Origin of the sequence: Mycolicibacterium neoaurum (genome assembly GCF_036946495.1) — a bacterium.
In the GTDB taxonomy this organism is placed as follows: Bacteria; Actinomycetota; Actinomycetes; order Mycobacteriales; family Mycobacteriaceae; genus Mycobacterium; species Mycobacterium neoaurum_B.
The window spans coordinates 3,289,203-3,313,282 of record NZ_JAQIIX010000002.1 but is presented as its reverse complement, the minus strand read 5'-3'; the positions used below and the strand labels follow the sequence as shown (position 1 = coordinate 3,313,282).

Sequence of the window (24,080 nt, the reverse complement as noted above, 5' to 3'; positions counted from 1 at the left end):
TGAGGACTGTCACGTGCGAACTTGACTATAGATCGCATTTTGTCGGACGTCTATACAAATTACCCAATTTTGTACAAACGAGAGGGTGTGCGTCGGCCGCGACTGTCCCATCCCAGCCCGTCCGGGCATGCCGAATACGGCCTACGTGGAGTTGATAGACCTACCGACCGACTGCCGGCGGTGCACGCGCCGGCGCGTCAGATACCGACGGTCACCCGGAACAGTCGGGCCGGCTCGTCGGCGGACAACCGCACCGGGCCGTCATCGGCAGCGATCCAGGCCGAGGCACCGCGGGACAGCGTGACGGCCTCGGAGTCGGAGCCGGAGCCGGACTCGGCGTGCACGCGTACGGTCCCGTCGATGCACAGCAGGATCTGTGGGCCCTCGTGCTCGGCAGGGACGTCGATCTCACGACCCAGCCGATCACCGTCCAACCGCAGCACCGAGACCGCGAATTCGGTGGCCGGGGTGTCATAGACCAGTTCCAGGCCGTCCAGCGCGACCCGCGGCAGGATCGGCGCATCGTCGGTGGGCGTGAAGTCCAGCACCCGGAGCAGTTCGGGCACGTCGACGTGTTTGGGCGTCAGCCCACCGCGTAATACGTTGTCGGAGTTGGCCATCACTTCGAAACCGATACCGTGCAGATAGGCATGTAGGTTACCGGCCGGGAGATAGATCGCCTCTCCCTCGGCCAAGGTGATCCGGTTCAGCAGCATCGCCGCCAGCACCCCGGCGTCACCGGGATACCGCTCGCCCAGTTCCAGGATCGTCTTGGCCTCGGCATGGAAGTCGGTCGCACCGGAGCGCAGGTAGCTGATGGCCCCGTCGAGCACCGAGGGAACGAGCACGTCGAGATCGGGCTGCGGGAACGTGATCCAGGTGGTGAACAGCGCGCGCAGACCGTCGGCATCGGACTGGTCCTTGAGCAGGGTGATGAACGGATCCAGCGCGGGCACCGCAAGGGCGCGCATGAACTCCGCGGTCCTGGCGGCCGGGCGGAAACCGGCCAACGCCTCGAACGTGCCCAGCGCGATGATGATCTCGGGTTTGTGGCTGCGGTCTCGGTAGTTGCGCGTCGGCGCGTTGACCGGGATGCCGAGGTGGTTTTCCAGTTCGAAGCCCTGGACGGCCTGCTGGGCGCTCGGGTGCGCCTGCAGTGACAGCGGCTCGTCGGCGGCGAGCACCTTGGCCAGGAACGGCAGCGTGTCACCGAACCGGGACCGCGTACGGCCACCGAGCTGACCGTCCGGGTCGGCGGTGATCATCTCCAACAGCGAGAGCTCACCGGCCTCGGTCGCACAGTGCGCGGGATCACCAGGATGCGCACCCAACCACAGCTCGGCCTCGGGATGGGCTGTCGGACTTGGCCTTCCGGTGAATTCGGCGATCGCGGTCCGCGATCCCCAGGCATACTTACGGATGGCTCCACGGAGCAGGTTCACGCTGTCAACCTCGCGCCAATCGCAGGTACACGGCCGTCATCTCCAACCGCACCGCCACCATCGCCAGTTGCTGCTCGGGACGGTTGCCGACGGCCGACGGCGCGGCGTCGGGAACGTCATCGGCGCTGACGACGTCGAGATCGGGGAAGCCCTCGGTGCGCGCCACCACGGCCGGACGCTGCGCATCGGAGGTCAGCACGACGGTGCGCACCCGCGCGGGCAGCGGACCGTCGAGCTCCTCGTCATGGAACAGTGCCGTCTCGTAGTCCACCGGGGCGGCGTTGAGGCGGGCCAGCGCGCCGAGGGCATCGGTCAGCCCGACCGCGGCGACCACCTGGCTCGCCACCTTCAGCAATACCGTCGCACTGTGCTGGGCCAGCGCCACCGTCGCCGCACTGTCGCCTGCCAACACGACCTCACGTCCGGTCAACCGGTCGGCCAGCGTCTTGGCCGGGTTGGTGAACAGCTCACGTCCGGCGCTGTTGCGCAACGCCTCGGCGTCGAGTTCGTCGGCGAGTGCGTCGATGTCGACCTGTAGGCCCCGGTCGAGGACCGCGAGGATCGCCGCGCCGGCGGCCAGATATCGGGTCGACGAGAAGTCCTCCGGAACCGCCAGCCGCGGAGCCAGGACGGCGGCCCGGCCCGCGGTGGCCTCGCGCAGCGGACCCTCGTTCGGAGCCACCAGCACCACCCGCGCACCGCGGCGCACACCCGTCGCCGCGGCCGATACCAGCACCGGGTCCCCGGCGTCGGCTCCCGCGACCACCACCACATCCAGCGCGCCCGTCCACGGCGGAACCTCGGCGGCCACCACGATCGGTACCGACGTGACACCGGCCAGCGCGGCCGCGAGCATCGTGCCCGCCGCACGGGCCGGCCCGCCGTCGGACACCCAGATCAGCGTGCGTGCGAGACCATCGGCACGTACCTCGTCGAGTGCGCCCTCGCCCACCGCGGCCGCCATGGCGCGCACCTGCGCACCGGCCATCGCGGCCGCCCGCAACAATCCGTCCCGGTCGGCGGCCAGCAGTCCCTCGACATCGTCGAGGTCAATGGTGGCGGCCTGGGCGGTCATGGTGCCGGCTCACTGGCCTGCGGCCGACCACCGTCATCGGCCTGCGCCGCGATCAGCGCAGCCACCTCGTCCACCACCTCGGCCACCTCGTCGGTGGTACGTGCCTCCACGTTGAGCCGCAACAACGGCTCGGTGTTGGAGGTGCGCAGGTTGAACCAGCGGCCCGCACCGAGATCCACCGTCACCCCGTCCAGGTGATCCAGGGACTGGGTCCGGCTGCCGAAGGCGGTCAGCACGGCGTCGACGGTGGCCGGGGCGTCGGTGACGGTGAAGTTGATCTCCCCGGAGGACTCGTAGCGCTGATAGTCGGCCATCAGCTCCGAGAGCGGACGCTGCTGCTCGCCGAGGGCGGCCAGTACGTGCAGCGCCGCCAGCATGCCGGAGTCGGCGCCCCAGAAATCACGGAAGTAGTAGTGCGCGGAATGCTCCCCGCCGAAGATGGCTCCCGTCTCGGCCATCAGCGCCTTGATATAGGAATGGCCGACGCGCGAACGCACTGCCGTGCCACCGCGTTCGGTGATCAGTTCGGGCACCGCGCGCGAGGTGATGAGGTTGTGGATGATCGTGGCGCCGATCTCCCTGCCGAGTTCGCGACCGGCCACCAATGCGGTGACCGCAGAGGGCGACACCGGCCTGCCCAGCTCGTCGACGACGAAACAGCGGTCGGCGTCACCGTCGAAGGCCAGCCCGATATCGGCACTCGTGTCCAGCACATGCTTCTGCAGATCCACCAGGTTGGCCGGGTCCAGCGGATTGGCCTCATGGTTGGGGAACGTTCCGTCGAGTTCGAAATACAGCGGCAGCACCGTGATCCCGGGGATGGCCTCCAGCACGGCGGGGGTCGTATGCCCGCCCATGCCATTGCCCGCATCGACGGCCACCCGCAGCGGGCGCAACGCCGCGAGGTCGACCAGCGAGCGCAGGAAATCGCCGTACTCGGCCAGCACATCGCGGTCGGTGATGGTGCCGGCGGCACCGTCGTGGGCGGGCACACCGTCGATCACCTCTTGGGCGACGGTGGCCAGGCCGGTCTCGCGCCCCACCGGCTTTGCCCCGGCACGGCACAATTTGATGCCGTTGTAGGCGGCCGGGTTGTGGCTGGCGGTGAACATCGCACCGGGGCAGTCCAGCAGGCCGGAGGCGAAATAGAGCTGATCGGTCGATGCCAGGCCGATCCGCACCACGTCGAGGCCCTGGGCGGTCACCCCCTCGGCGAACGCGTCCGACAGGGCGGGCGAACTGGCGCGCATATCGTGCCCGATCACCACCGTGTCCACCGACTGATCGCCCTCGTCGCGGACCAGCCGGGCGAACGCACCGCCGACATCGCGGACGAATCCCTCGTCGATCTGTTCTCCGACCAGCCCCCGCACGTCGTAGGCCTTGATGACGGCGTGGACAGCCTCAGCGGGCCGAGACATGGCTCTCCTCGCTCTCTCGGTCGACGGGGAATATCTGAAGGGACAGCTCTGCCAGCCAGCCTAGTGGCTTGCCCCCAGCGCTGCGGCGGGTCCCGCCTCCAGAGCGCACAGCGGATCTCTCCGGCCGGCGCGATCCCGGCTATTCCGACGGCGGATCCGGGAGAACCCGCAGATGGCCGCGTCGACGACCATTGGGTTCCGGTCGACGCACCGGCGGCGCCATCAGCGCTCCCCCGGGCATACCGGTGGTGGGATCGGAGAATCCTGCGGTGACACCGTTGACCGTGGACGCCATTCCCTCGCGTCCCTCGCGGACCGCATCGGCGAGCGCGACGAGATCGTCCTCGTCGGGGTTGGCCGGCAGCGGTCCGGCGTGGCGCACGAGTTCCCACCCACGCGGGGCGGTGATGCGGCCGGCGTGCACGACGCACAGATCCCAGGAATGTGGCTCGGAGACGGTGGCCAACGGCCCGACGACCGCTGTCGAGTCCGAATAGACGAAGGTCAGCGTCGCCACGGCGTAGTGCGGGCACCCGGGCCTGCAGCAGCGACGGGGAACGTTCACGCCCCGAAGATTATCGTGCGGGCCCGCCTGGGGCGTCCGGACACGCGCGCGACCGTCGGCCGATCTCCAACCGTTATCGCATGATGATCAACCGTTACCATCACTGCCGTGGCGCAGCGCAACCATCGGGGATCACGCCGTGGACGTGGAATGCGCGGGCCGTTGTTGCCCCCGACCGTCCCCGGCTGGCGCAGCCGGGCCGAGCGCTTCGACATGGCGGTGCTGGAAGCCTACGAACCGATCGAACGCCGGTGGCACAGTCGGGTCGCGACGCTGGACGTCGCCGTCGACGAGATTCCCCGCATCGCACCGAAGGATCCCGACAGCGTGCAGTGGCCGCCCGAGGTCGTCGCCGACGGGCCGATTGCCCTCGCTCGACTGATCCCGGCGGGAGTCGATGTCCGCGGTAACTCCACGCGGGCACGAATTGTGTTGTTCCGCAAGCCGATCGAACGCCGCGCCAAGGACAACGACGAACTCGCCGACTTGCTTCACGAAGTTCTGGTGGCGCAGGTGGCCACCTATCTGGGAGTAGATCCCGACGTCATCGACGCACCGGCCGACGACGCCTGAGGGCGAACGTCAGATGATGCCGCGCTTGAGGCGCCGGCGCTCACGCTCGGACAGGCCGCCCCAGATGCCGAAACGTTCGTCGTTGGCCAGGGCGTACTCCAAGCAGCGGTCACGAACCTCGCAGCCCTGGCAGATGCGCTTGGCTTCGCGGGTGGAGCCGCCCTTCTCGGGGAAGAACGCCTCGGGATCGGTCTGCGCGCAGAGGCCGCGCTCCTGCCATTGATCATCTTCGTCGGACGGCGCAGCGAGTTCGGCGCGGTCGGAGACCAGGCTCAGCTGCGGACGTGCGATCACATCGTTGGATTCCGGACCGGCAGCGGTGTGCGGTGTGCTGCCCACTGAACCGAGCATCCGGTTGTCGAACCGGAGCACGCGGTCGAGATCGACCTGCTCAAAAGACATGTTCCGCCTCCTCACCTACTTGTATGTTTCCCCACGGGTGGAGCCCCTGCCGGATCGTGAAAACGCAAACCCCACCAGCACTACCCCAGCTATCACTATTGTGATGTCCGGCCACTCCATTCGAACAGGTGATCGAATTTCGGTCTGCGCCACCGCAACCGGCGGCGAACCAGGAATGACACTGATGTGATTAGACACTTGTTAGCTGTCTCGGTCAAGCGGAATGGCTAGTTTTCATACCATCCCGTGACGTAGATCCGGCGTGTCCATGCTCCGGCGTGTTCGCCACACCCCGGGTGGCGACGACGCGGCGGGCCCACTGGCCTAGGGTCTGAGGTCGTGAAGGTCACCGTTCTGGTGGGCGGCGTGGGCGGCGCCCGGTTCCTGCTCGGGGTCCAGCATCTGTTGCGGCTGGGCCAGTTTGCCGACCCCACCGGCACGCCGGTGCACGAGGTGACGGCGGTGGTCAACGTCGGCGACGATGCCTGGATGTTCGGCGTCCGCATCTGTCCGGACCTCGATACGTGCATGTACACCCTCGGCGGCGGCATCGATCCCGAACGCGGCTGGGGCCACCGCGACGAAACCTGGCATGCCAAGGAGGAACTGGCCGCCTATGGCGTGCAGCCCGATTGGTTCGGGCTCGGCGACCGCGATCTGGCCACCCATCTGGTGCGCACCCAGATGCTGCGGGCGGGCTACCCGCTGTCCCAGGTGACCGAGGCGCTGTGCGCACGATGGCAACCCGGCGCGGCGTTGCTGCCGGCCAGCGACGACCGCAGCGAGACCCATGTGGTGATCACCGACGCGCAAGGTGAGCGCAAGGCCATCCATTTCCAGGAGTGGTGGGTCCGCTACCGCGCCAAGGTGCAGACGCACAGTTTCGCGTTCGTGGGGTCGGACAAGGCAACGGCCGCACCCGGTGTGGCCGAGGCGATCACCGGCGCCGACATCGTCTTGGTCGCGCCGTCCAACCCGGTGGTCAGCATCGGCTCCATCCTCACCGTGGGCGGCATCCGCGCCGCGCTGCGTTCCACCGCGGCCCCGGTGATCGGCTACTCCCCCATCATCGCCGGAAAGCCGTTGCGCGGCATGGCCGACGAATGTCTCTCGGTGATCGGTGTCGAATCGTCCTCCGAAGCCGTGGGACGGCACTACGGTGCACGCAGCGGCGTCGGCATCCTCGACGGCTGGTTGATCGATCAGGGTGACAGCGCCCAGATCGAGGGTGTCACCGTCGCCCAGGCGCCGCTGTTGATGTCCGAGCCCGCCGTCACCGCCGAGATGGTGCGCGCCGGTCTGGATCTGGCCGGGCTGACGCTGTGAGTGCCGAACACGGCAGCGCGGGCGCCCTCGAGATCATCCCGGTCACCGGTCTCGGCGAGTTCCGCCCCGGTGACGATGTGGCCGCGACCGTGGCCGGGGCCGCGCCGTGGTTGCGCGATGACGACGTGCTCGTCATCACCAGCAAGGTGCTGTCCAAGGCCGAGGGCCGCATCGTGCCGGCGCCCACCGATCCCGATCAACGGGATGCATTGCGTCGCAAGCTCATCGACGACGAGGCCGTTCGGGTACTTGCCCGCAAGGGCAAAACCCTGATCACCGAGAACGCGATCGGGCTGATCCAGGCCGCCGCCGGGGTGGACGGCTCGAATGTCGATGCCGCCGAATTGGCGCTGCTCCCGGTGGATCCCGACGCCAGCGCCGCCGCCCTGCGCGAGGGCCTGGCCCAGCGCCTCGGCGTACGGGTGGGTGTCGTGGTGACCGACACCATGGGCCGCGCCTGGCGCAACGGGCAGACCGATGTCGCCATCGGGGCCGCCGGACTGACGGTGCTGCACGGTTACGCCGGCGCCCACGACGTGCACGGTAACGAGTTGGTGGTGACCGAGATTGCGGTGGCCGACGAACTCGCCGCCGCGGCAGACCTGGTCAAGGGAAAGCTCACCGGGATTCCAGCGGCGGTGGTCCGCGGGCTGACCGTGCACGACGACGGCTCCACGGGCCGCACCCTGGTGCGCAGCGGGCAGGATGACCTGTTCTGGCTCGGCACCTCCGAGGCCATCGAACTCGGCCGCCACCAGGCGCAGCTGTTGCGCAGGTCGGTTCGCGCGTTCGACACCGCGGCGGTGCCGCCCACCCTCGTCGAGGCCGCCGTCGCCGAGGCGCTGACCGCGCCCGCGCCGCACCACACCCGCCCGGTGCGCTTCGTCTGGGTGCGCGACCGCCCGACGCGTATCCGGTTGCTCGACGCGATGCGGGCGCGCTGGGAAGCCGATCTCATCGGCGACGGCCGCTCCCCCGAGGACGCCGCGCGCCGCGCCGACCGGGGCCGGTTGCTCTACGACGCACCGGAACTGGTCATCCCGTTCATGGTGCCCGACGGCGCGCACAGCTACCCCGACGCGCATCGCAGCGCCGCCGAACACACGATGTTCACGGTGGCCGCCGGGGCTGCGGTGCAAGCTCTGTTGGTGGCGTTGGCGGTTCGCCAGATCGGCAGCTGCTGGGTCGGTTCGACGATCTTCGCCCCCGATATCGCCCGCCGCGAGCTCGCCACACCCGAGGATTGGGAACCGTTGGGGGCCATCGCGATCGGCTATCCGGCCGAGCCGCAGCCGGCACGCGAGCCGGCGTCCACCGACGGCCTGCTCATCCGGCGATGAGCCTGCACACCTCGGTTGTCGAGGCACTGACCGACTGGCAGGCACCCGAAGCCGGACAGGACGCGCTTCGGCACGCGGTGCTGGCGTTCGTGCTTGCCCGTCCCGACGCCTGCCGGCGATCCTGCGTCCCCGGGCATATCACCGCCTCGGCGCTGGTGCTCGACCACAGCGGCACGCACGCCCTGCTGACACTGCACCCCCGGGTGGGCCGGTGGCTGCAACTGGGCGGACACTGCGAGGACGATGATCCCGATATCGTGGCCGCCGCGCTGCGCGAGGCGACCGAGGAATCGGGTATCGCCGGGCTGCGCATCGACCCGGAACTCGTTGCGATACACGTGCATCCGCTCACCTGCTCGCTCGGCGTGCCCACCCGGCACCTGGATCTGCAGTTCGTGGTGCACGCACCGGCAGGTGCCGAGATCACCCGCAGCGACGAATCACTGGATCTGCGCTGGTGGCCGCTGGAGGCCATGCCGCAGGGTGACCCGTCGCTGGACGCACTGGCGGGGGCAGCGCATCACCGGCTCGCCGAGACCACGGGCGCCGAGAAGGCGACCACACCGCAGAACCCGTAGCGTCGGCGAAGCCGGGACCTCAGACGTCGGTCGAGTAGCGGATACCGCCGTCAGGGATCGTCACACCGGGCCATACCCGCGCACCGCGCAACAGTTCACACCGTGCCCCGATATCGGCACCGTCACCGATGACCCCGTCGCGGATCAGCGCGCGCGGTCCGACGCGGGCGCCGAAACCGATGATGGAACGTTCGATCACCGCACCGGCCTCGACCCGTACACCGTCGAAGATCACCGCGCCGTCCAAGCGCGCGCCCGCGCCGATCTCGGCGCCCCGGCCGATGACGGTGCCACCGATGAGCAATGCCCCCGGCGCCACCGCCGCGCCGTCGTGGATGAGGAATTCACCGCGCTGACCCCGCAGCGCGGGCGACGGTGCGATACCGCGCACCAGATCCGCTGAGCCGCGGACGAAGTCGTCGGGGGTCCCCATGTCGCGCCAGTAGCTGGAGTCGACGTAGCCACACACCTTGCGGCCCTCGGCCAGCAGGGTCGGGAACACCTCGCGCTCGACCGAGAGCATCCTGCCCTTCGGAATCTCGTCGATCACGCTGCGCCGGAACACATAACACCCGGCGTTGATCTGATCGGTCGGCGGATCCTGGGTCTTCTCCAGGAAGGCCGTCACCCGCTGGTTCTCGTCGGTGGGCACACAGCCGAAAGCACGCGGATCGCTGACGCGCACCAGATGCAGTGTCACATCGGCATCGTGCTCGGTGTGGCAGGTCAACAGCGCCCCCAGATCGGCACCGGAGAGCACATCGCCGTTGAACACCAGCGCGGTGTCATGTCGCAGCTTGCCCGCGACGTTGGCGATGCCGCCGCCGGTGCCCAGCGCCTCCTCCTCGACGACGTACTCGATCTCAAGTCCCAGCTTCGATCCGTCGCCGAACGCGGCCTCGAACACCTCGGCCTTGTAGGAAGTACCGAGCACCACATGCCGGATGCCGGACGCGGCGATACGCGAGAGCAGATGGGTCAGGAAGGGCAGACCGGCGGTCGGCAGCATGGGTTTGGGCGCGGACAGCGTCAGCGGCCGCAGCCGAGTGCCCTGGCCACCGACCAGGATGACGGCGTCGACCTCCGCGGGATTGACCATTGCTCAGTGCCGTCCTTTCGCCTGCTTACGTCGAGAATTCCGGACCACCAGGCCGGCTCGGGTCGCCAGCGCACCCTTGATGGTCCACCGTAGCGGGGCCTGCCACCACCGCGGATGTCGATCGGCGAGGAAAGTGTAGGTGCTGCGATGATGTGCGGCCAGATTGCGTGCGGGGTCGCGACCGGTGGAATGTCCCTTGTCGTGCAGGATCTCAGCGGTCGGGACGTAGACGTTCCGGTATCCGGCCAACGCCAGCCGGTCCCCCAGGTCCACATCCTCCATGTACATGAAGTACCGCTCGTCGAACCCGTTGATCGCGTCGAATGCGCTGCGGCGCAACAACAGACACGCACCGGAGAGCCATCCGACGGTCCGTTCGCTTGGCTCAAGCCGGTCCTGCCGATAGGCCGCCGTCCACGGATTCGTCTTCCACACCGGCCCGACCACGGCGTGCATTCCGCCGCGGATCAGGCTCGGCTGATGTCGCGCCGACGGGTACACCGTGCCGTCGGGGTCCCGGATCAGGGGGCCGAGGGCACCGGCATCGGGCCAGCGCTCGGTGGCGGCGAACAATTCGTCGATGCTGCCCGGTCCCCACTGCACATCCGGATTGGCCACGATGAACCAGTCACCGACGGTGACGTACTTCTGCACCGCGCGGTTGACGGCTGTGCCGTAGCCCAGATTGCCGCCGGTCCGCAGTAGCACCGCATTCGGATACCGCTGCTCGGCCTCCTCGGGCGCTCCGTCGGTGGACCCGTTGTCGGCCATGACGACGGTGACCGGGCGTTCGGTGGCATGTGCGAGCGAGGCCAGGAAACGGTCGAGATGTGGTCCCGGTGAATACGTCACCGTCACCACGGTGAGTTCGTCAGCCACGCTGCCCAGCCAGTTCATCGCGCACGCTCGTAGATAACCGGTTCTATCCCAGCGCCGTCAAGGCGGCGGCCAGGGCGTCCTGCCAGGACCGCATCGGTGTGTGGTCAGCGTCATAACGGGCAGTCGACAGCGCCGAGTAGCCGGGCCGCGGTGCCGGACGGGGATGTTCGGCGGTGGTCACCGGCCGCACCCGGTCCGGGTCGGCGCCGATTCCTGCGAACACCGCCCTCGCCAACTCGTATCGGCTGACCGGACCGGTGTTCGCGATATGCCACACCGGCTGGGGATCCGGGTCGTCGGCCAACACCAGTAGCGCATCGACCAGATCGGCCACATAGGTCGGCGATCCGATCTGGTCGGCCACCACGTCGACGGTGTCGCGCTCGTCGGCCAATCTGCGCATGGTGCCGACGAAATCGGCACCGGTACCGGTGTACACCCAGGCCGTGCGCACCACCTGCGCGGTCGGGAACGCGGCGTGTACCTGCTGCTCGCCGGCGAGCTTGCTACGGCCGTAGACGCTGACCGGAGCCGGCGGATCGTCGACCTCGAACGGCCGCGGTTCGCCGACCTGATCGGCCCCACCGAACACATAGTCGGTGGAGATGTGGATCAGCCGCGCCCCGGTGGCCGCGCAGGCCCGCGCGACATGCCCGGCACCCACGGCATTCACGGCGTGGGCACGGGACTCGTCGGCCTCGGCGATGTCGACGGCGGTCAGTGCCGCGCAGTTGACCACGACATCACCGGCGACCAGCAGGTCACGCCCGGCGGCCGGGTCGGTGATATCCCACTGGGCGGAGGTCAGGGCGAGCAGATCACGACCCTGACCGGTGAGCACACCGGCCAGACACCGTCCGACCTGCCCGCCCGCACCGGTGATGACGATCCGGGCGGTCACCTGAGCTATTTGGCGAGCACGCCGGCGGCCACCTTGGGCTGCCAATCGCTGGTCAGCAGCGCGCCGTAGTTGGCCTCCCGGTCGTTGCGGTTACCGGTGTCCAGGTCACGCACGGCATGGATGAAGGCCGGGCCCGCCCAGCCGACCGCGGCCGCGGCACCGAGCACATCGACGATCTGCTTGGCCTGCTCCTGCTGGCTCACACCGTCGCCGGGGATATCGCTGGTGGAGGCACCCATCTCGGTCAACCAGATCTTCTTGCCCCCGTCACCGTTGGCGGCCATCACGTCATGCATGCGCAGCACATCGGACCAGCCGTTGTTGCTATCGGCGGCCAGCCCACCGGGGAACACATAGGGATGGGCGGCGGCGGCGTCGAACGACCCCTTGGCGCCTGCGTCGTACATCTGCTGCAGGAATCCGGGGGGCGAATCGGGTCCGGCGAGCGGGCTCAGACCGGCGGCCACCACGGTGGCACCGGGATTGGCGCGCTTGATCGCCGGGTAGGCGGCCTTGAGCATGTCGGTGTAGCGGACGGCCTTGTTGTCGGCGAAGCCCATGAACAGCGGCAGGTTCGGCTCGTTCCAGATCTCCCAGGCATTGATCCGGCCCGCGTACCGACTGGCGGCGGCCGCGGCGAAGTCACCGAATTCGCCGTAGTTCTTGGGCGGTGCCGACGGGAACAACTTCTGGGCGCCATCGGTCCTGGCCCAGAACGGGGTGTTGGAGATCAGACCGAGGATCCGCAGTCCGTTGGCGCTGGCGGCGTTGACCAGGTTGTCGAAATAGCCCCAGTTGTACTGGCCGGGGCCGGTTCCGACGATCCCCCAGTCCAGCGGCAACCGCACCCAGGTCGCCGTGGTCTTGCCGACCGCGGCGATCTCGCGGGCGGAATCCGCCGGGTTGCCGGTGGCCCAGGTGTAGCCCTGGGCGAATCCGTACCCGTCGGCCGGCGCCACCACCGCACTGGCCGTGGCCGGATTCACCGCGACCATCGATGCGACCAGAGCGACCATTACCGCCGCACGGCCGAAGACCCTGCCCATAGTTTTCCGCATGCCGGTCAATTTACCGGACCTCCTGTGCACTCTTGGACCGAACGCCCTGCCCAGGAGGGTGAACGCCACCGTCGGCCGTAATCGGTTTGTACGCAATCCTTCGTTCGCTGCGCCGTTCCCGTTACCGGCAGGGGTGACCGGCGGATGCCAGACGGACCGGTTGGCACGCCGACGCGCCTGGACGGTCATCGAAGCGGCGGACAGTAGCCTGAGCAGATGCAGAATCGGCTGACCAGGACCGTTGGCGTTGCTGCCGCGGTCGCGGTCGTGTTGTCCACCGGGGTTGCCTGGAGCACGGTCCGCTCGTTCGAGGACGGTATCCACCACGTGAACTCGGCGGCCCTCGGTGGCGGCGGCGAGGACGGCGCCATCGACATCCTGCTCGTAGGCGTCGACAGCCGCACCGATGCGCACGGGAATCCGCTCTCGCCCGAGGAATTGGCGACGCTGCGGGTCGGCGACGATGTCGCCACCAATACCGACACCATCATCTTGATCCGCATCCCGAACAACGGCAGGTCTGCGACCGCGATCTCCATCCCCCGCGACACCTACGTCGAGCTGCCCGACAACGAGGGCAAGATGAAGATCAACGGGGTCTACGGCGACGCCAGGCTGGCGACGATGAAGCAACTCATCGAGGTCGAGGGCATGGATCCGGTCGAGGGAGAGAAGAGAGGCACCGAGGCCGGGCGGGAGGCGCTGATCAAAACCGTCGCCCACCTCACCGGCGTCACCGTGGACCATTACGCCGAGATCGGATTGCTGGGTTTCAGCCTGATCACCGATGCCCTCGGCGGTGTGAACGTGTGCCTGAAGAATCCTGTCTACGAACCGCTCTCGGGTGCCGACTTCCCGGCGGGCTGGCAGAAGCTGGACGGTCCGCAGGCGCTGAGCTTCGTGCGACAGCGCCACGATCTGCCGCGCGGCGATCTGGACCGGGTGACCCGCCAGCAGGTCGTGATGGCATCGCTGGCCCATGAGGTCATCTCGGGTAAGACGCTGTCCAGCCCGGCGACCCTGAACCGATTGCAGACCGCGGTACAGCGCTCGGTCGTGCTGTCCGACGGCTGGGACATCATGGATTTCATCAAGCAGCTCCAGGATGTCGCGGCCGGCTCGGTCGCCTTCGCCACGATCCCCATCCTGCGTGAGGACGGCTGGAGTGACGACGGTATGCAATCCGTCGTGCGCATCGACCAGGATCAGGTCAAGCAGTGGGTGGACGGCCTACTCAACGAGCAGGCCGAGGGCAACACCGAGAAGGTGGCCTATTCACCGGAGAAGACCACCGTCGACGTCGTCAACGACACCGATATCAACGGGCTGGCCGCGGCGGTGTCGAAAGTGCTCACCGGCGGCGGGTTCACCGAGGGCAAAGTCGGCAACCACGACGGCGAGCGCGTCGCCAACAGCATGGTCAGGGCGCCCAGCGTCGATGATCTCGGCGCGCAGGCGGTCTCGCAGAAGCTGGGCAATCTGACCGTCGTCGAGGATCCCTCGCTGGCCCCCGGCACCGTGCAGGTCGTGTTGTCCGATGACTACTCCGGCCCCGGCTCCGGGCTGGAGGGCACGGGCGCATCGGCCGATCCGGCGGCCAGCGACTGGTATCAGGGCTATCAGGGCGATGACCTGGTCTCCACCAGCGAAACCGCTCCCCCGCCGCCATCGCCGATCATCACCGCAGGCTCGGACGACCCCCAATGCGTGAACTGAGGTGACCGAGACCGTCAGCGCCGCCCTGCTGGATCCGCTGCTCAAGGCCGATCCGGTGGGCCCACGGATCACCTACTACGACGACGCCACCGGCGAGCGCATAGAGCTGTCGGCGGTGACGTTGGCCAACTGGGCCGCCAAGACCGCCAACCTGTTGCGTGACGAACTCGGGGCCGGCCCCGGCAGCCGCATCGCGGTACTGCTGCCCGCACACTGGCAGACCGCCGCGGTGCTGCTGGGCATCTGGTGGATCGGTGCCGAGGCCGTGCCGGGATCCGATGCCGGGGACGCCGATATCGCGCTGTGCACCGCCGACCGGCTCGACGAGGCCGACGCGACCGTCGGGACCGGTGAAGTGGTGGCGCTGTCACTGGATCCGTTCGGCAAGCCGGTCGCCGATCTGCCGATCGGCGTCACCGATTACGCGACCTCGGTGCGAGTGCACGGCGACCAGATCGTGCCCGAACGTGCGCCCGGACCGGCACTGGCCGGCCGCAGCCCGGCGCAGCTGATCGCCGCCGCCACCGCGGCCGCCACCCGACAGGAGTTGACCGACCGGGACCGGGTGCTCTCGACCGCGTCGTGGGACACCCCCGACGACCTCGTGGAGCACCTGCTGGCGGTGCTGGCCGCCGGAGCGTCGCTGGTGCTGGTGGTCCATCCCGACGCCGAACGCCTCGATCGCCGGCGCGAGATGGAGAAGGTGACCCGGGGCTGACCGGGGCGCGCCGGTCGCCATGAAGTGCCCCGGGCGTCAATATTTGCTTCCAATCGCTCTTTTGCGGCTGCAATGAGTACCCTGTGACACGTGGAACGCAATGGCCTGAAGTTCGCTGCATATCGCCATATCGGGCATCGACGGGTGCAGGGCTATACGGAGACCGCCGCCATCGGGTTGCTGCACGCCGTCGACGACTATCAGCGCGCGGCAGGCATCGGCGGTCCGATCGCCGAGATCGGCGTGCATCACGGGCAGCTGTTCATCGCCATGAAGCTGCTCCAGCAGCCCGGCGAAGCCTCCATTGCGATCGACCTCTTCGAGGATCAGGACGCCAATATCGACAAATCCGGTCAGGGTGATCGGGACCGGTTCCTGGCACACCTGGATTCCTGGACCGATCGCGACGGCCTGGTCATCCACCAGGGTGATTCCACCCAGATCTCCCCTGGCGAGATCGCCGAGATGTCCGGCGTGCGGTTGTTCTCCGTCGACGGTGGGCACACCCAGGAGATCGTGCTCAGCGATATGCGGTTGGCCGAGAAGAGCCTGTCCGAGGGCGGCGTCGTGATCGCCGACGACGTCTTCAACCAGCAGTGGCCCGGCGTCTGCGTGGGCACCGTGCACTATCTCGAGCAGGGTGGTGCCCTGGTGCCCTTCTACATCGGTTACAACAAGGTGCTGTTCACCCAGCCCGAGCACGCCACGCGTTACCGCCAGGCCCTGGACGCCGCCTACAGCGGCAGGACCATGACCGCCGTGTTCGAGTCGTCCTTCGTCGGCCATCCGGTCAGCGTGCTGGTGCCGGTGCCCAAGCATCCCGTGCACATCGCGCGACGCAACGAGACGCTGCGCAGCACGTACCGCAAGATCACCAAGGGGCGCTAGACGCGAATGGCCGGTTATCACACGCCTTTTCGAGGAAAGCGTGCAATAACCGGCCGGTCGGCGCCGACTCAGGTCGGCGGTGTCACTTCAGCAGCTGCCTGCTCATCACCACGCGCTGGATCTGGTTGGTGCCCTCGTAGATCTGGGTGATCTTGGCATCGCGCATGAACCGCTCGACCGGGAAGTCGACGGTGTAGCCGTACCCGCCGAACAGCTGCACGGCGTTGGTGGTGACCTCCATCGCCACATCGGAGGCGAAACACTTCGACGCCGAGGCCAGGAATTGCAGGTTGGGCTCCATACGCTCGGCGCGGGCGGCGGCGGTGTAGACCATCAGCCGGGCGGCCTCGATCTTCATCGCCATATCGGCCAGCATGAACTGGGTGTTCTGGAAGTCGGCGATCGACTTGCCGAACTGCTTGCGCTCCTTGGTGTAGGCGATCGAGGCGTCCAGCGCGCCCTGGGCGATGCCGACGGCCTGCGCACCGATGGTCGGCCGGGTGTGATCCAGGGTCGCCAGCGCGGTCTTGAAACCGGTACCCGGTTCCCCGATGATCCGGTCGCCGGGGATCCGGCAGTTCTCGAAGTACAGCTCGGTGGTGGGCGATCCCTTGATGCCCATCTTGTGCTCCTTGGGGCCTGCGCTGAACCCCTCGTCGTCGGAGTGCACGATGAACGCCGAGATGCCGTTGGCACCCTTGTCGGGGTCGGTGACGGCCATGACGGTGTACCAGGTGGACTTGCCGCCGTTGGAGATCCAGCACTTGGTGCCGTTGAGGATCCAGTCGTCACCGTCGGCGACGGCCTTGGTGCGCATGGCGCCGGCGTCGCTGCCGGCCTCGCGCTCACTCAGCGCGTACGAGGCGGTCGCCTCGCCCGCGGCGATCGACGGCAGCACCTTAGCCTTGAGCTCCTCGGAGCCGCGCATCAGCAGGCCGGTGGTGCCCAGCTTGTTGCAGATCGGGATCAGCGAGGACGACGCACACACCCGTGCGACCTCCTCGATGACGATGCATGCGGCGACCGCGTCGGCACCCTGGCCGCCATACTCCTCGGGGATGAATACCGCCGAGAAGCCGGAGGAATCCAGCGCTGCCAGCGCTTCGTCGGTGTAGCGCGCCTTGGCATCCACATCCGCGGCGTGCGGCGCGATCTCCTTTTCACACAGGTCGCGCAGCACGGTGCGCAACTCGTTGTGCTCATCGGAGAGCTGGAACAGGTCAAAGGACGGGTTGGCAACCATCGGGATCTCCTCGCTACTCGCCAGTAACCTTAGCCGGTTAATAGCGATTCACTCAATCGCCGAGCAGGCGATTGCGCAACGCGGCGTCTTTCTCCAGCACCATCTGCTCCAGACCCGCCTGGAAGTCCTCGATCCGGGCGCGCAACGCGGGATCGGACGCACCGAGGATCCGCACGGCCAGCAGGCCCGCGTTGCGGGCACCGCCGATCGACACCGTCGCCACCGGCACCCCGGCCGGCATCTGCACGATCGACAGCAGCGAGTCCAGGCCGTCCAGTCGCGCCAGCGGTACCGGCACACCGATCACCGGCAGTGGGGTCGCCGAGGCGACCATGCCGGGCAGGTGCGCCGCCCCGCCGGCACCGGCGATGATGATCTCGATACCGCGCCCGGCGGCGCTCTGTGCGTACTCCAGCATCCGCCCCGGGGTGCGGTGGGCCGATACGACGCCGATCTCGAACGGGATGTCGAACTCGGCCAGCGCGATCACGGCGGCCTCCATCACCGACCAGTCGCTGTCGCTGCCCATGATGACCCCGACCCGGGGGCCCGGCTTACCGATCACGTTCTCACTCACGACTCAGTGCCCATCCCATCCGTCGGTCCACTCGGCATGCGATAACCAGTGCGCCGCCCGCTGCGCCCGTTCCCGCAGTGCCGCAACATATTCGGCATTGTCCGGCGAAGCGGGACCCGGTCCCGCCCAACCGCCTCCCACGATGTTGACGTGCCCGATCTTGCGGCCAGGCCGCTCCCCCTTGCCGTACAGGTGGATCTTGGCATCGGGCATCCGGCCACACAGGTGGTGGACACGCTCGTCCATCGACATCGCCGGGGTGTGCTCGGCTCCCAGGACATTGCCCATCACCGTCACCGGCGCCAGCGCCGAGGTGTCACCGAGCGGATAGTCCAGCACCGCGCGCAGGTGTTGCTCGAACTGGCCGGTGCGGGCACCGTCCATGCTCCAGTGCCCCGAGTTGTGTGGGCGCATCGCGAGCTCGTTGACCAGGATCTGACCGGATTCGGTCTCGAACAGCTCGACGGCAAGCACGCCGACGACACCGAGCTCCTCGGCCAACCGCAGCCCCAGCGCCTCGGCGCCGGCCGCGAGCTCAAGCGGCAGCCCCGGTGCCGGGGCGATGACCTCGACGCAGATGCCGTTGCGCTGCACGGTCTGCACCACCGGCCACGCCGCGCCCTGCCCGAACGGCGAGCGCGCCACCAGGGCCGAAAGCTCCCGGCGCCAGGCCACCCGCTCCTCCAGCATCACCTCGACACCATCGGCCAGGTAACCGGCGACGGCCTCGCGGGCATGGGCCAGATCGCGTGCCAGCACCACCCCGCGACCGTCGTAACCGCCGCGGACGGTCTTGATGACCACCGGTGCGCCGGTCCGCTCGGCGAACGCATCGACATCCTCGACGCTGCGCACCGCGGCGTAGGCCGGGATCGGCGCACCCAGGGCCTCCAGCTTGCGGCGCATCACCAGCTTGTCCTGGGCGTAGATCAGCGCCTGCGGCGGCGGGTGCACCGTCACTCCCTCGGCGACCAGCTGCTCGAGGTGCTCGGTCGGCACGTGCTCGTGATCGAAGGTCAATGCCGCCACCCCTTGGGCCGCGCGGCGCAGGGCGTCCAGATCGGTGTGGGCGCCCAGCACCACCTCGGGTGTGACCTGAGCGGCAGGGTCGCCGGGATCGGCGGCCAGCACACGCAGGGATTGCCCCAGCGCGATGGCGGCCTGATGGGTCATCCTGGCCAGTTGACCGCCGCCGATCATCACGACGGTGGGCGCTCGGGAGACAGAGGGCGTTCGGGACACGGCTACCTATGTTGTCATGCCGGGCGTCGCGGTCGAGCGGACCGCCGGTACCAGGACTGACCTGCAGCGGTTCACGTTGGCCGGGTAACTTGCGTAGACTCCATCCCCGTGTCCTTTGCTGATGCCACGATCGCGCGGCTGCCCCGCCCGATCCGGCCCTTCGCCGAGCGGCACCATGAGCTCATCAAGTTCGCACTGGTCGGCGCGACGACGTTCGTCATCGACTCGGCGATCTTCTACACGCTGAAGCTCACCATCCTGGAGCCCAAGCCGGTGACGGCGAAGATCATCGCCGGCATCGTCGCGGTGATCGCGTCCTATGTCCTCAACCGGGAGTGGAGCTTCAAGGACCGCGGCGGCCGGGAGCGCCATCACGAGGCGTTGCTGTTCTTCGGCGTCAGCGGCGTCGGAGTGCTGCTGGCCATGGCTCCGCTGTACTTCTCCAGTTATGTGCTGGGTCTTCGCGTGCCCGAGGTATCCCTGACCGTCGAGAACATCGCCGACTTCATCTCCGCGTACATCATCGGCAACCTGCTGCAGATGGCCTTCCGTTTCTGGGCGTTCCGGCGCTGGGTCTTCCCCGACGAATTCGCCCGCAACCCCGAGAAGGCGTTGGAGTCCACGCTGACCGCCGGCGGTATCGCCGAGGCCTTCGAGGACCACGCCGAGGCCGGTCACAACGGTTCTGTCACTCCCTTACACCGCGGCGTGGCGGGCCCGGATCAGCTGGGCGATTCCTCGGAATCGAGGGTGTCGAAGACCTCGTGATAGAGCAGGGAATGCACCTGCTCCACACGCGGTATATCGGAGAACTCCAGCGGATCCTGTGACGCGGATTCGATGATCAGCGTGCCGGTGCGCAGCATCCGGTCGAGCAGCCCGTGGGTGAACTCCACGCTGTTGATCCTGGCCAGCGGGATGTCGATACCGCTTCGTGTCAGCAGACCGTGACGGAACATCACACGGCGGTCGGTGATCACGAAATGTGTTGTCCACCACGTCAGGAACGGCCACACCGACAGCCAGCCGACCAGAATCAACCAGATGGCGGCGAGGACGGCGAAGATGATGCGCTTGGCGTTGTCGTCCCAGTCGGTCTGGTTGACCCAGCCTGCGGCAAACGCCGCGGCGGCACTGGCCAGCAACAGCACCGAGATCGCCCCCAGCAGCCGCTTCCAGTGCGGGTGCCGATGCAGCACGACGTGTTCATCCCTGGCCAGGACGTTTTCTGGATAGCCCACGACTGTGGACTCTACTCAAACACCTCGCCGGACAACGGGCGTAAATGCACAATATCGGCGGCCGCGACCACCTCGGTGCCCGCTCCGGTGTCGATACACAATCGGCCCTGCTCGTCGACGCCGGTCGCGGTACCGGCGATCTCGCGTCCGCCCGGCAGCAGTGCACGCACCGATCGGCCCAGAGTTGCCGAGCGGGTCCGGTAGTCGGCAAGCAGCGCGGCACCGCCACCTGCCTGCCACGCCAGGATCCGGGAACCCAACTGCTGCAGCAGGATCCGCGCGATCTCGGTCCGGTCGGTGGGACCGCCGAGAATCTGGACCGAGGTGGCGTTGGCCTGGCCCAGCTCATCGGGGCTGACCGCGACGTTCAACCCGATCCCCAGCACCACCACCGGTTGTGGCGAGGCGACCTCGGCCAGGATGCCGGCGATCTTGGCACCGCCGACCTGGACGTCGTTGGGCCACTTCAGCCCCGCGGTGACACCGATGGCAGCCAGCGTGTCGACCACCGCCACACCGGCGAGCAGCGGCAACAGCCCCCACTGCTGTTCGTGGACTCCGGCGGTGGAGATGCCCACCGACACGATGACCAACCCGCGCGGCACCGCCTCCCAGACGCGTCCGCCCCGGCCGCGGCCGGCGGCCTGATGCTCGGCGAGCAGCACCGCACCGGCGATCGGTTCGGTGGCGGCACGGGCGATCAGGTCGGCGTTGGTCGACCCGGTCTCGTCGACGACGTCGAGGCGCTGCCAGGGTGCGGTCAGGCTTGCCCGCAGCGCGGCGGCATCGAGGGCGCTGCGGTCAGCAGTCATTGCGCACCGGTTGGTCGGCGAATCGCGTTGCCATCCAGTTCAACTGGCTCACCAGGTCAACCTCCGCGTGCCCCTTGTCCGGCTCGAACTGGACCGTCACCGTGCCACCCAAGGCACATGCGCGTTCGATCGCGGCAGCGGTCCATGCTGCGTCGACCAATGTATCGGCACCGCCGTACCAGACCGACATCGGCGCCGACAGCGCGCGCTGCGGCAGCGCCCAGGCACGGAGCAGTTGGCGCAGACGATCGGCGGCCACGCCGTTGCGCGGTGCCACATCTTCGGGCCGGAGCCGCTCGGCGGCCGCACCGCGCTGATAGATCTCGGGCGCCTGGCATGCGGTCAGCACCGACCAGTTCTCGGTGGCCGCCCCGCCCCGGAAATCGTCGCGATTCAGATCGGGATGCACCCGGGCCAGAGCTTCGACGATCACGGGCATCGCCAGCAGCTGGTCGGCGGTCAGGGTGCCCGCCAACGCCTTGTCGACGAACCCGCTGACATCGGCGGCCGGAGCGGCCGCCACCGCCCCGAGCAGCTGCAGTTCCGGCGCATAGACCCCCGCCTGCTCGTCGGCCGCCCAGGTGGCGGCTCCGCCCTGGCTGTGACCGAAGGCCATCCAGGTTCCGGAGATGTCGGCGAAGGTGTGCCGCAACGCGCGGACGCTGTCGATCATGTTCAGCCCGGCGGTCTTGGCGTCGAGATAGGGATGGATCCCCTTGGCGCCCAACCCTTGATAGTCAGGCACCGCGACGGCGTAGCCCCGATCGATGAACGGTGTCACGAACGCCAGCGCGCCCAGCATGGTGTCCGAGAGCGACGGCGCGCACGGTTCGTCGATTCCTACGGTGCCGTGCCCGATCGCCACCACCCGCCACCCCCCGGGGGGTGGGGCGCCCAGCGGCGTGAACACCGAGCCGGATACGACGGTGGGCTCCCCGGAATCACCGGAGGTGGACCGATACAGCACGCGGGCGGCGTGCATGTTGCGGGCCTCCACGCGGCGGGTCACCCCGGGCATGGTGGTGGCCGATACCAACGATCCCGGCCCGCCGGCGCTCAGATCCGCCGACGGGATGGGGGTGGGCGGACCGCCGGGGCCGGGAAGGGTGTTGACGACCGCGAGTCCGATCGGCACGGCGAACGGCGCCAACGCGACGTACACGGCCAGTTGTGCGATCAGGGCGACGGTGAGGGCGATGATGCCGAACAGCCGGCGTGGTCGGCTGGATCGGACCTCGGACGGCACGAACTCCACGCTACCGCAGCGCCGGCGCCGTTCCGGGTGGCCGTCAGTAGGCGCCGGTACCGCCGAGCACGGTGCGCACGGTCTTGACCGCGATCAGCAGATCGCTGCTGATGGACCAGTTCTCGACATAGGACAGGTCCAGTCGCACGGAGTCGTCCCACGACAGATCCGCCCGACCGCTGACCTGCCAGAGTCCGGTGATGCCCGGCAGCACGAGCAGCCGGCGGCGCACCTGGTCGGTGTAGGCATCGGCCTCGTTGGGCAGCGGCGGCCGCGGACCGACGACACTCATTTCCTTCTTCAGCACGTTGATGAACTGCGGCAGCTCGTCGATGCTGTACCGGCGCAGGATCCGGCCGACGGAGGTGACGCGCGGATCCTGGCGGATCTTGAACAACACCCCGCCGTCCATCTCGTTGAGCTCGGCGAGGCCGGCCACCATCTTGTCGGCGTCCACCACCATGGTGCGCAGCTTGATCATCTGGAACGGCTTGCCGTCCAGCCCGATCCGCTCGGACAGGTAGAAGATCGGGCCGCGGCTGGTCAGCTTGATGGCGATGGCGCTCACCAGCAGCAGCGGGAATGCCGCCAGCAGAACGCTGACCGAGACGAAGATGTCGAAGGCACGCTTCTGCAGCTTCTTGGTTCCGCTGTACTGCGGCTTCTCGACGTGGATGAGCGGGAGGCCGGCGACCGGGCGCATGGTCAACCGCGGTCCGGCCACATCCACCATGCCCGGCGAGACCACCAGGTCCACACCGAGGCGGTCCAGATCCCAAGACAGCTCGCGGACACCGTCAGGGCCGAGGTGCTCGGTCGTGGTCAGTGCCACGGTGTCGGCGTTGACCTTGGCGATGGCCTCTTCGACCTGATGCTCGTCACCGAGGATGGGCAGCGGCCCGACACCGGGAACATCGAGGGTGCCGCCGCCGGAGCGACCGGTGAGGCAGACGCCGACCACGGAGTACCCGTAACCCCAGGATCGTTCGAGGGACTGCACCAGGCTGCGCACCGCGGCGGCGTTACCGACCGCGACGACCGAGGTGATGCACTGCCCGCGCTTGCGGTACCACGCCAGAACCCGTCGGCAAGCGCTGCGGCCGACGAAGAGGAAGACCAGACCGAGCGGGAAGGCCAGCGCCAGGTATCCGCGTGCGTACTCCGGCCGGAAGATCATCAGGGTGACGGCCACGACGCTGATGGTGGACAGCGTGGCCGACAGGACGCGGCGGTACTCCTCCATGCCGGCACCGACGATCCGCGGCGAGCGGGTGCGGTAGGCCGCCAGCAAACCCAGCCAGATCAGACCGAAGATGACCGAGAGCAATCCGAAGTACTTGGTGAGTGGGTCGAAGTCGGTGACCGGGCGACCCAGCCGGACCATCTGTGCGCACGCCATGGCCGCCCCGACCACCACGATGTCGGTGATGAGCAGCGCACGACCGTAACGCCGCTGCCACAGCAACCCATCGTGATCTCGAACGGGCGCCGCGCCCGTCAGGGTCACCGGCGCTTCCGTCTCTCTCACCAACGTCACTTGCGCGTCCACCTTCGTTTGCTGCACCACTGACTGCGTGCTGGATAAGACTATCGCTTTGTTTCCTGATACTTGCAACATTTTGGCCCAAATTTCTGGCCACCGGCTGACGCGGGCGCAAATTCGCTCGCCCAAACGATCTTGATTTGCCCGCGGCCGTCGCTCCCCCGTGCCGACCAAAAATGACGCTCCCGACTATTT

24 protein-coding genes are annotated in these 24,080 nt (G+C 68.1%); 8 read left to right on the top strand and 16 right to left on the bottom strand.

Going from position 1 to position 24,080, the window contains the following annotated elements; all coding sequences use genetic code 11:
- Window positions 1-197 precede the first annotated feature (197 nt).
- The 4 genes from manA to PGN27_RS21320 all read right to left on the bottom strand — a co-directional run bounded on the left by manA (window position 198) and on the right by PGN27_RS21320 (window position 4,503).
- Complete coding sequence (manA, locus tag PGN27_RS21335; RefSeq protein ID WP_335327901.1) at window positions 198-1,442, bottom strand: mannose-6-phosphate isomerase, class I; 1,245 nt, start codon at window positions 1,440-1,442, stop codon at window positions 198-200.
- A gap of 4 nt (window positions 1,443-1,446) precedes the next feature.
- Window positions 1,447-2,517, bottom strand: coding sequence for a TobH protein (locus tag PGN27_RS21330; RefSeq protein WP_335327900.1), 1,071 nt, complete (start codon window positions 2,515-2,517; stop codon window positions 1,447-1,449).
- Window positions 2,514-3,938, bottom strand: a complete 1,425-nt coding sequence (locus PGN27_RS21325; RefSeq protein WP_335327899.1) for a phosphomannomutase/phosphoglucomutase — start codon at window positions 3,936-3,938, stop codon at window positions 2,514-2,516. Before PGN27_RS21325 ends, PGN27_RS21330 begins: the two co-directional genes overlap by 4 nt.
- A gap of 139 nt (window positions 3,939-4,077) precedes the next feature.
- Complete coding sequence (locus PGN27_RS21320; protein ID WP_030134838.1) at window positions 4,078-4,503, bottom strand: DUF3499 domain-containing protein; 426 nt, start codon at window positions 4,501-4,503, stop codon at window positions 4,078-4,080.
- Between the two features lie 150 nt (window positions 4,504-4,653).
- Between PGN27_RS21320 and PGN27_RS21315 the strand changes: the two genes are divergently transcribed.
- Window positions 4,654-5,076, top strand: coding sequence for a metallopeptidase family protein (locus tag PGN27_RS21315; RefSeq protein WP_335328811.1), 423 nt, complete (start codon window positions 4,654-4,656; stop codon window positions 5,074-5,076).
- 9 nt (window positions 5,077-5,085) lie between these two features.
- Here PGN27_RS21315 and PGN27_RS21310 read toward each other — a convergent pair whose 3' ends face one another.
- Window positions 5,086-5,352, bottom strand: a complete 267-nt coding sequence (locus PGN27_RS21310) for a WhiB family transcriptional regulator (protein WP_191293506.1) — start codon at window positions 5,350-5,352, stop codon at window positions 5,086-5,088.
- 465 nt (window positions 5,353-5,817) lie between these two features.
- Between PGN27_RS21310 and cofD the strand changes: the two genes are divergently transcribed.
- The 3 genes from cofD to PGN27_RS21295 are packed head-to-tail and all read left to right on the top strand — an operon-like array spanning window position 5,818 to window position 8,722.
- The gene (gene cofD, locus PGN27_RS21305) at window positions 5,818-6,804 is read left to right on the top strand and encodes a 2-phospho-L-lactate transferase (RefSeq protein WP_335327898.1); all 987 of its coding nucleotides are present in this window, start codon (window positions 5,818-5,820) and stop codon (window positions 6,802-6,804) included.
- Window positions 6,801-8,144, top strand: coding sequence for a coenzyme F420-0:L-glutamate ligase (locus tag PGN27_RS21300; protein ID WP_335327897.1), 1,344 nt, complete (start codon window positions 6,801-6,803; stop codon window positions 8,142-8,144). The genes cofD and PGN27_RS21300 overlap by 4 nt, the downstream gene beginning before the upstream one ends.
- The gene (locus PGN27_RS21295) at window positions 8,141-8,722 is read left to right on the top strand and encodes an NUDIX hydrolase (RefSeq protein ID WP_335327896.1); all 582 of its coding nucleotides are present in this window, start codon (window positions 8,141-8,143) and stop codon (window positions 8,720-8,722) included. Before PGN27_RS21300 ends, PGN27_RS21295 begins: the two co-directional genes overlap by 4 nt.
- 19 nt (window positions 8,723-8,741) lie before the next feature.
- Here PGN27_RS21295 and manB read toward each other — a convergent pair whose 3' ends face one another.
- From manB to PGN27_RS21275, 4 genes are read right to left on the bottom strand one after another with little or no spacing between them, the layout of a single operon-like run.
- Window positions 8,742-9,821: a mannose-1-phosphate guanylyltransferase ManB gene (gene manB / locus PGN27_RS21290; RefSeq protein WP_335327895.1), complete on the bottom strand. Its 1,080-nt coding sequence runs from the start codon at window positions 9,819-9,821 to the stop codon at window positions 8,742-8,744.
- Between the two features lie 3 nt (window positions 9,822-9,824).
- The gene (locus PGN27_RS21285) at window positions 9,825-10,718 is read right to left on the bottom strand and encodes a glycosyltransferase family 2 protein (RefSeq protein WP_335327894.1); all 894 of its coding nucleotides are present in this window, start codon (window positions 10,716-10,718) and stop codon (window positions 9,825-9,827) included.
- Window positions 10,719-10,743: 25 nt separating this feature from the next.
- Window positions 10,744-11,610, bottom strand: coding sequence for a dTDP-4-dehydrorhamnose reductase (gene rfbD, locus PGN27_RS21280; protein ID WP_335328810.1), 867 nt, complete (start codon window positions 11,608-11,610; stop codon window positions 10,744-10,746).
- On the bottom strand, window positions 11,607-12,659 hold the full coding sequence (locus tag PGN27_RS21275; protein ID WP_335327893.1) for a cellulase family glycosylhydrolase: 1,053 nt from the start codon (window positions 12,657-12,659) through the stop codon (window positions 11,607-11,609). Before PGN27_RS21275 ends, rfbD begins: the two co-directional genes overlap by 4 nt.
- Before the next feature lie 216 nt (window positions 12,660-12,875).
- On the opposite strand from PGN27_RS21275, the gene PGN27_RS21270 reads away from it, so the two are divergent.
- The 3 genes from PGN27_RS21270 (at window position 12,876) to PGN27_RS21260 (ending at window position 15,981) form a co-directional block, all read left to right on the top strand.
- The gene (locus PGN27_RS21270; protein ID WP_335327892.1) at window positions 12,876-14,375 is read left to right on the top strand and encodes an LCP family protein; all 1,500 of its coding nucleotides are present in this window, start codon (window positions 12,876-12,878) and stop codon (window positions 14,373-14,375) included.
- Window position 14,376: 1 nt separating this feature from the next.
- Window positions 14,377-15,093, top strand: coding sequence for a TIGR03089 family protein (locus PGN27_RS21265; RefSeq protein WP_335327891.1), 717 nt, complete (start codon window positions 14,377-14,379; stop codon window positions 15,091-15,093).
- A 90-nt stretch (window positions 15,094-15,183) separates the two neighbouring features.
- A complete protein-coding gene (locus PGN27_RS21260) occupies window positions 15,184-15,981 on the top strand; it encodes a class I SAM-dependent methyltransferase (protein ID WP_335327890.1) in 798 nt (265 codons plus the stop codon).
- Window positions 15,982-16,063: 82 nt separating this feature from the next.
- On the opposite strand, the gene PGN27_RS21255 is transcribed toward PGN27_RS21260, so the two are convergent.
- From PGN27_RS21255 to PGN27_RS21245, 3 genes are read right to left on the bottom strand one after another with little or no spacing between them, the layout of a single operon-like run.
- Window positions 16,064-17,224 carry an acyl-CoA dehydrogenase gene (locus PGN27_RS21255; protein ID WP_335327889.1) on the bottom strand — a complete coding sequence of 387 codons (1,161 nt, stop codon included), beginning with the start codon at window positions 17,222-17,224 and terminating at the stop codon, window positions 16,064-16,066.
- A 52-nt stretch (window positions 17,225-17,276) separates the two neighbouring features.
- A complete protein-coding gene (gene purE, locus PGN27_RS21250) occupies window positions 17,277-17,789 on the bottom strand; it encodes a 5-(carboxyamino)imidazole ribonucleotide mutase (protein WP_335328809.1) in 513 nt (170 codons plus the stop codon).
- Window positions 17,790-17,804: 15 nt separating this feature from the next.
- Complete coding sequence (locus PGN27_RS21245) at window positions 17,805-19,043, bottom strand: 5-(carboxyamino)imidazole ribonucleotide synthase (RefSeq protein WP_335327888.1); 1,239 nt, start codon at window positions 19,041-19,043, stop codon at window positions 17,805-17,807.
- A gap of 108 nt (window positions 19,044-19,151) precedes the next feature.
- Between PGN27_RS21245 and PGN27_RS21240 the strand changes: the two genes are divergently transcribed.
- The gene (locus PGN27_RS21240) at window positions 19,152-19,811 is read left to right on the top strand and encodes a GtrA family protein (protein ID WP_335327887.1); all 660 of its coding nucleotides are present in this window, start codon (window positions 19,152-19,154) and stop codon (window positions 19,809-19,811) included.
- Here PGN27_RS21240 and PGN27_RS21235 read toward each other — a convergent pair.
- Genes PGN27_RS21235 through PGN27_RS21220 form a run of 4 tightly spaced genes read right to left on the bottom strand, consistent with a single transcriptional unit; the run spans window position 19,766 to window position 23,879 of the window.
- Window positions 19,766-20,284 (bottom strand): PH domain-containing protein, encoded by a 519-nt coding sequence (locus PGN27_RS21235; protein WP_019514732.1) that lies wholly within the window; start codon window positions 20,282-20,284, stop codon window positions 19,766-19,768. The two genes, PGN27_RS21240 and PGN27_RS21235, sit on opposite strands and share 46 nt — an antisense overlap.
- Before the next feature lie 11 nt (window positions 20,285-20,295).
- Window positions 20,296-21,096 carry a biotin--[acetyl-CoA-carboxylase] ligase gene (locus tag PGN27_RS21230; protein WP_335327886.1) on the bottom strand — a complete coding sequence of 267 codons (801 nt, stop codon included), beginning with the start codon at window positions 21,094-21,096 and terminating at the stop codon, window positions 20,296-20,298.
- Window positions 21,086-22,342, bottom strand: a complete 1,257-nt coding sequence (locus PGN27_RS21225) for a lipase family protein (protein WP_335327885.1) — start codon at window positions 22,340-22,342, stop codon at window positions 21,086-21,088. Before PGN27_RS21225 ends, PGN27_RS21230 begins: the two co-directional genes overlap by 11 nt.
- A 43-nt stretch (window positions 22,343-22,385) precedes the next feature.
- Entirely contained in the window at window positions 22,386-23,879 is a 1,494-nt protein-coding gene (locus PGN27_RS21220; protein ID WP_335327884.1) for a sugar transferase, read from the bottom strand.
- Window positions 23,880-24,080: the final 201 nt, after the last annotated feature.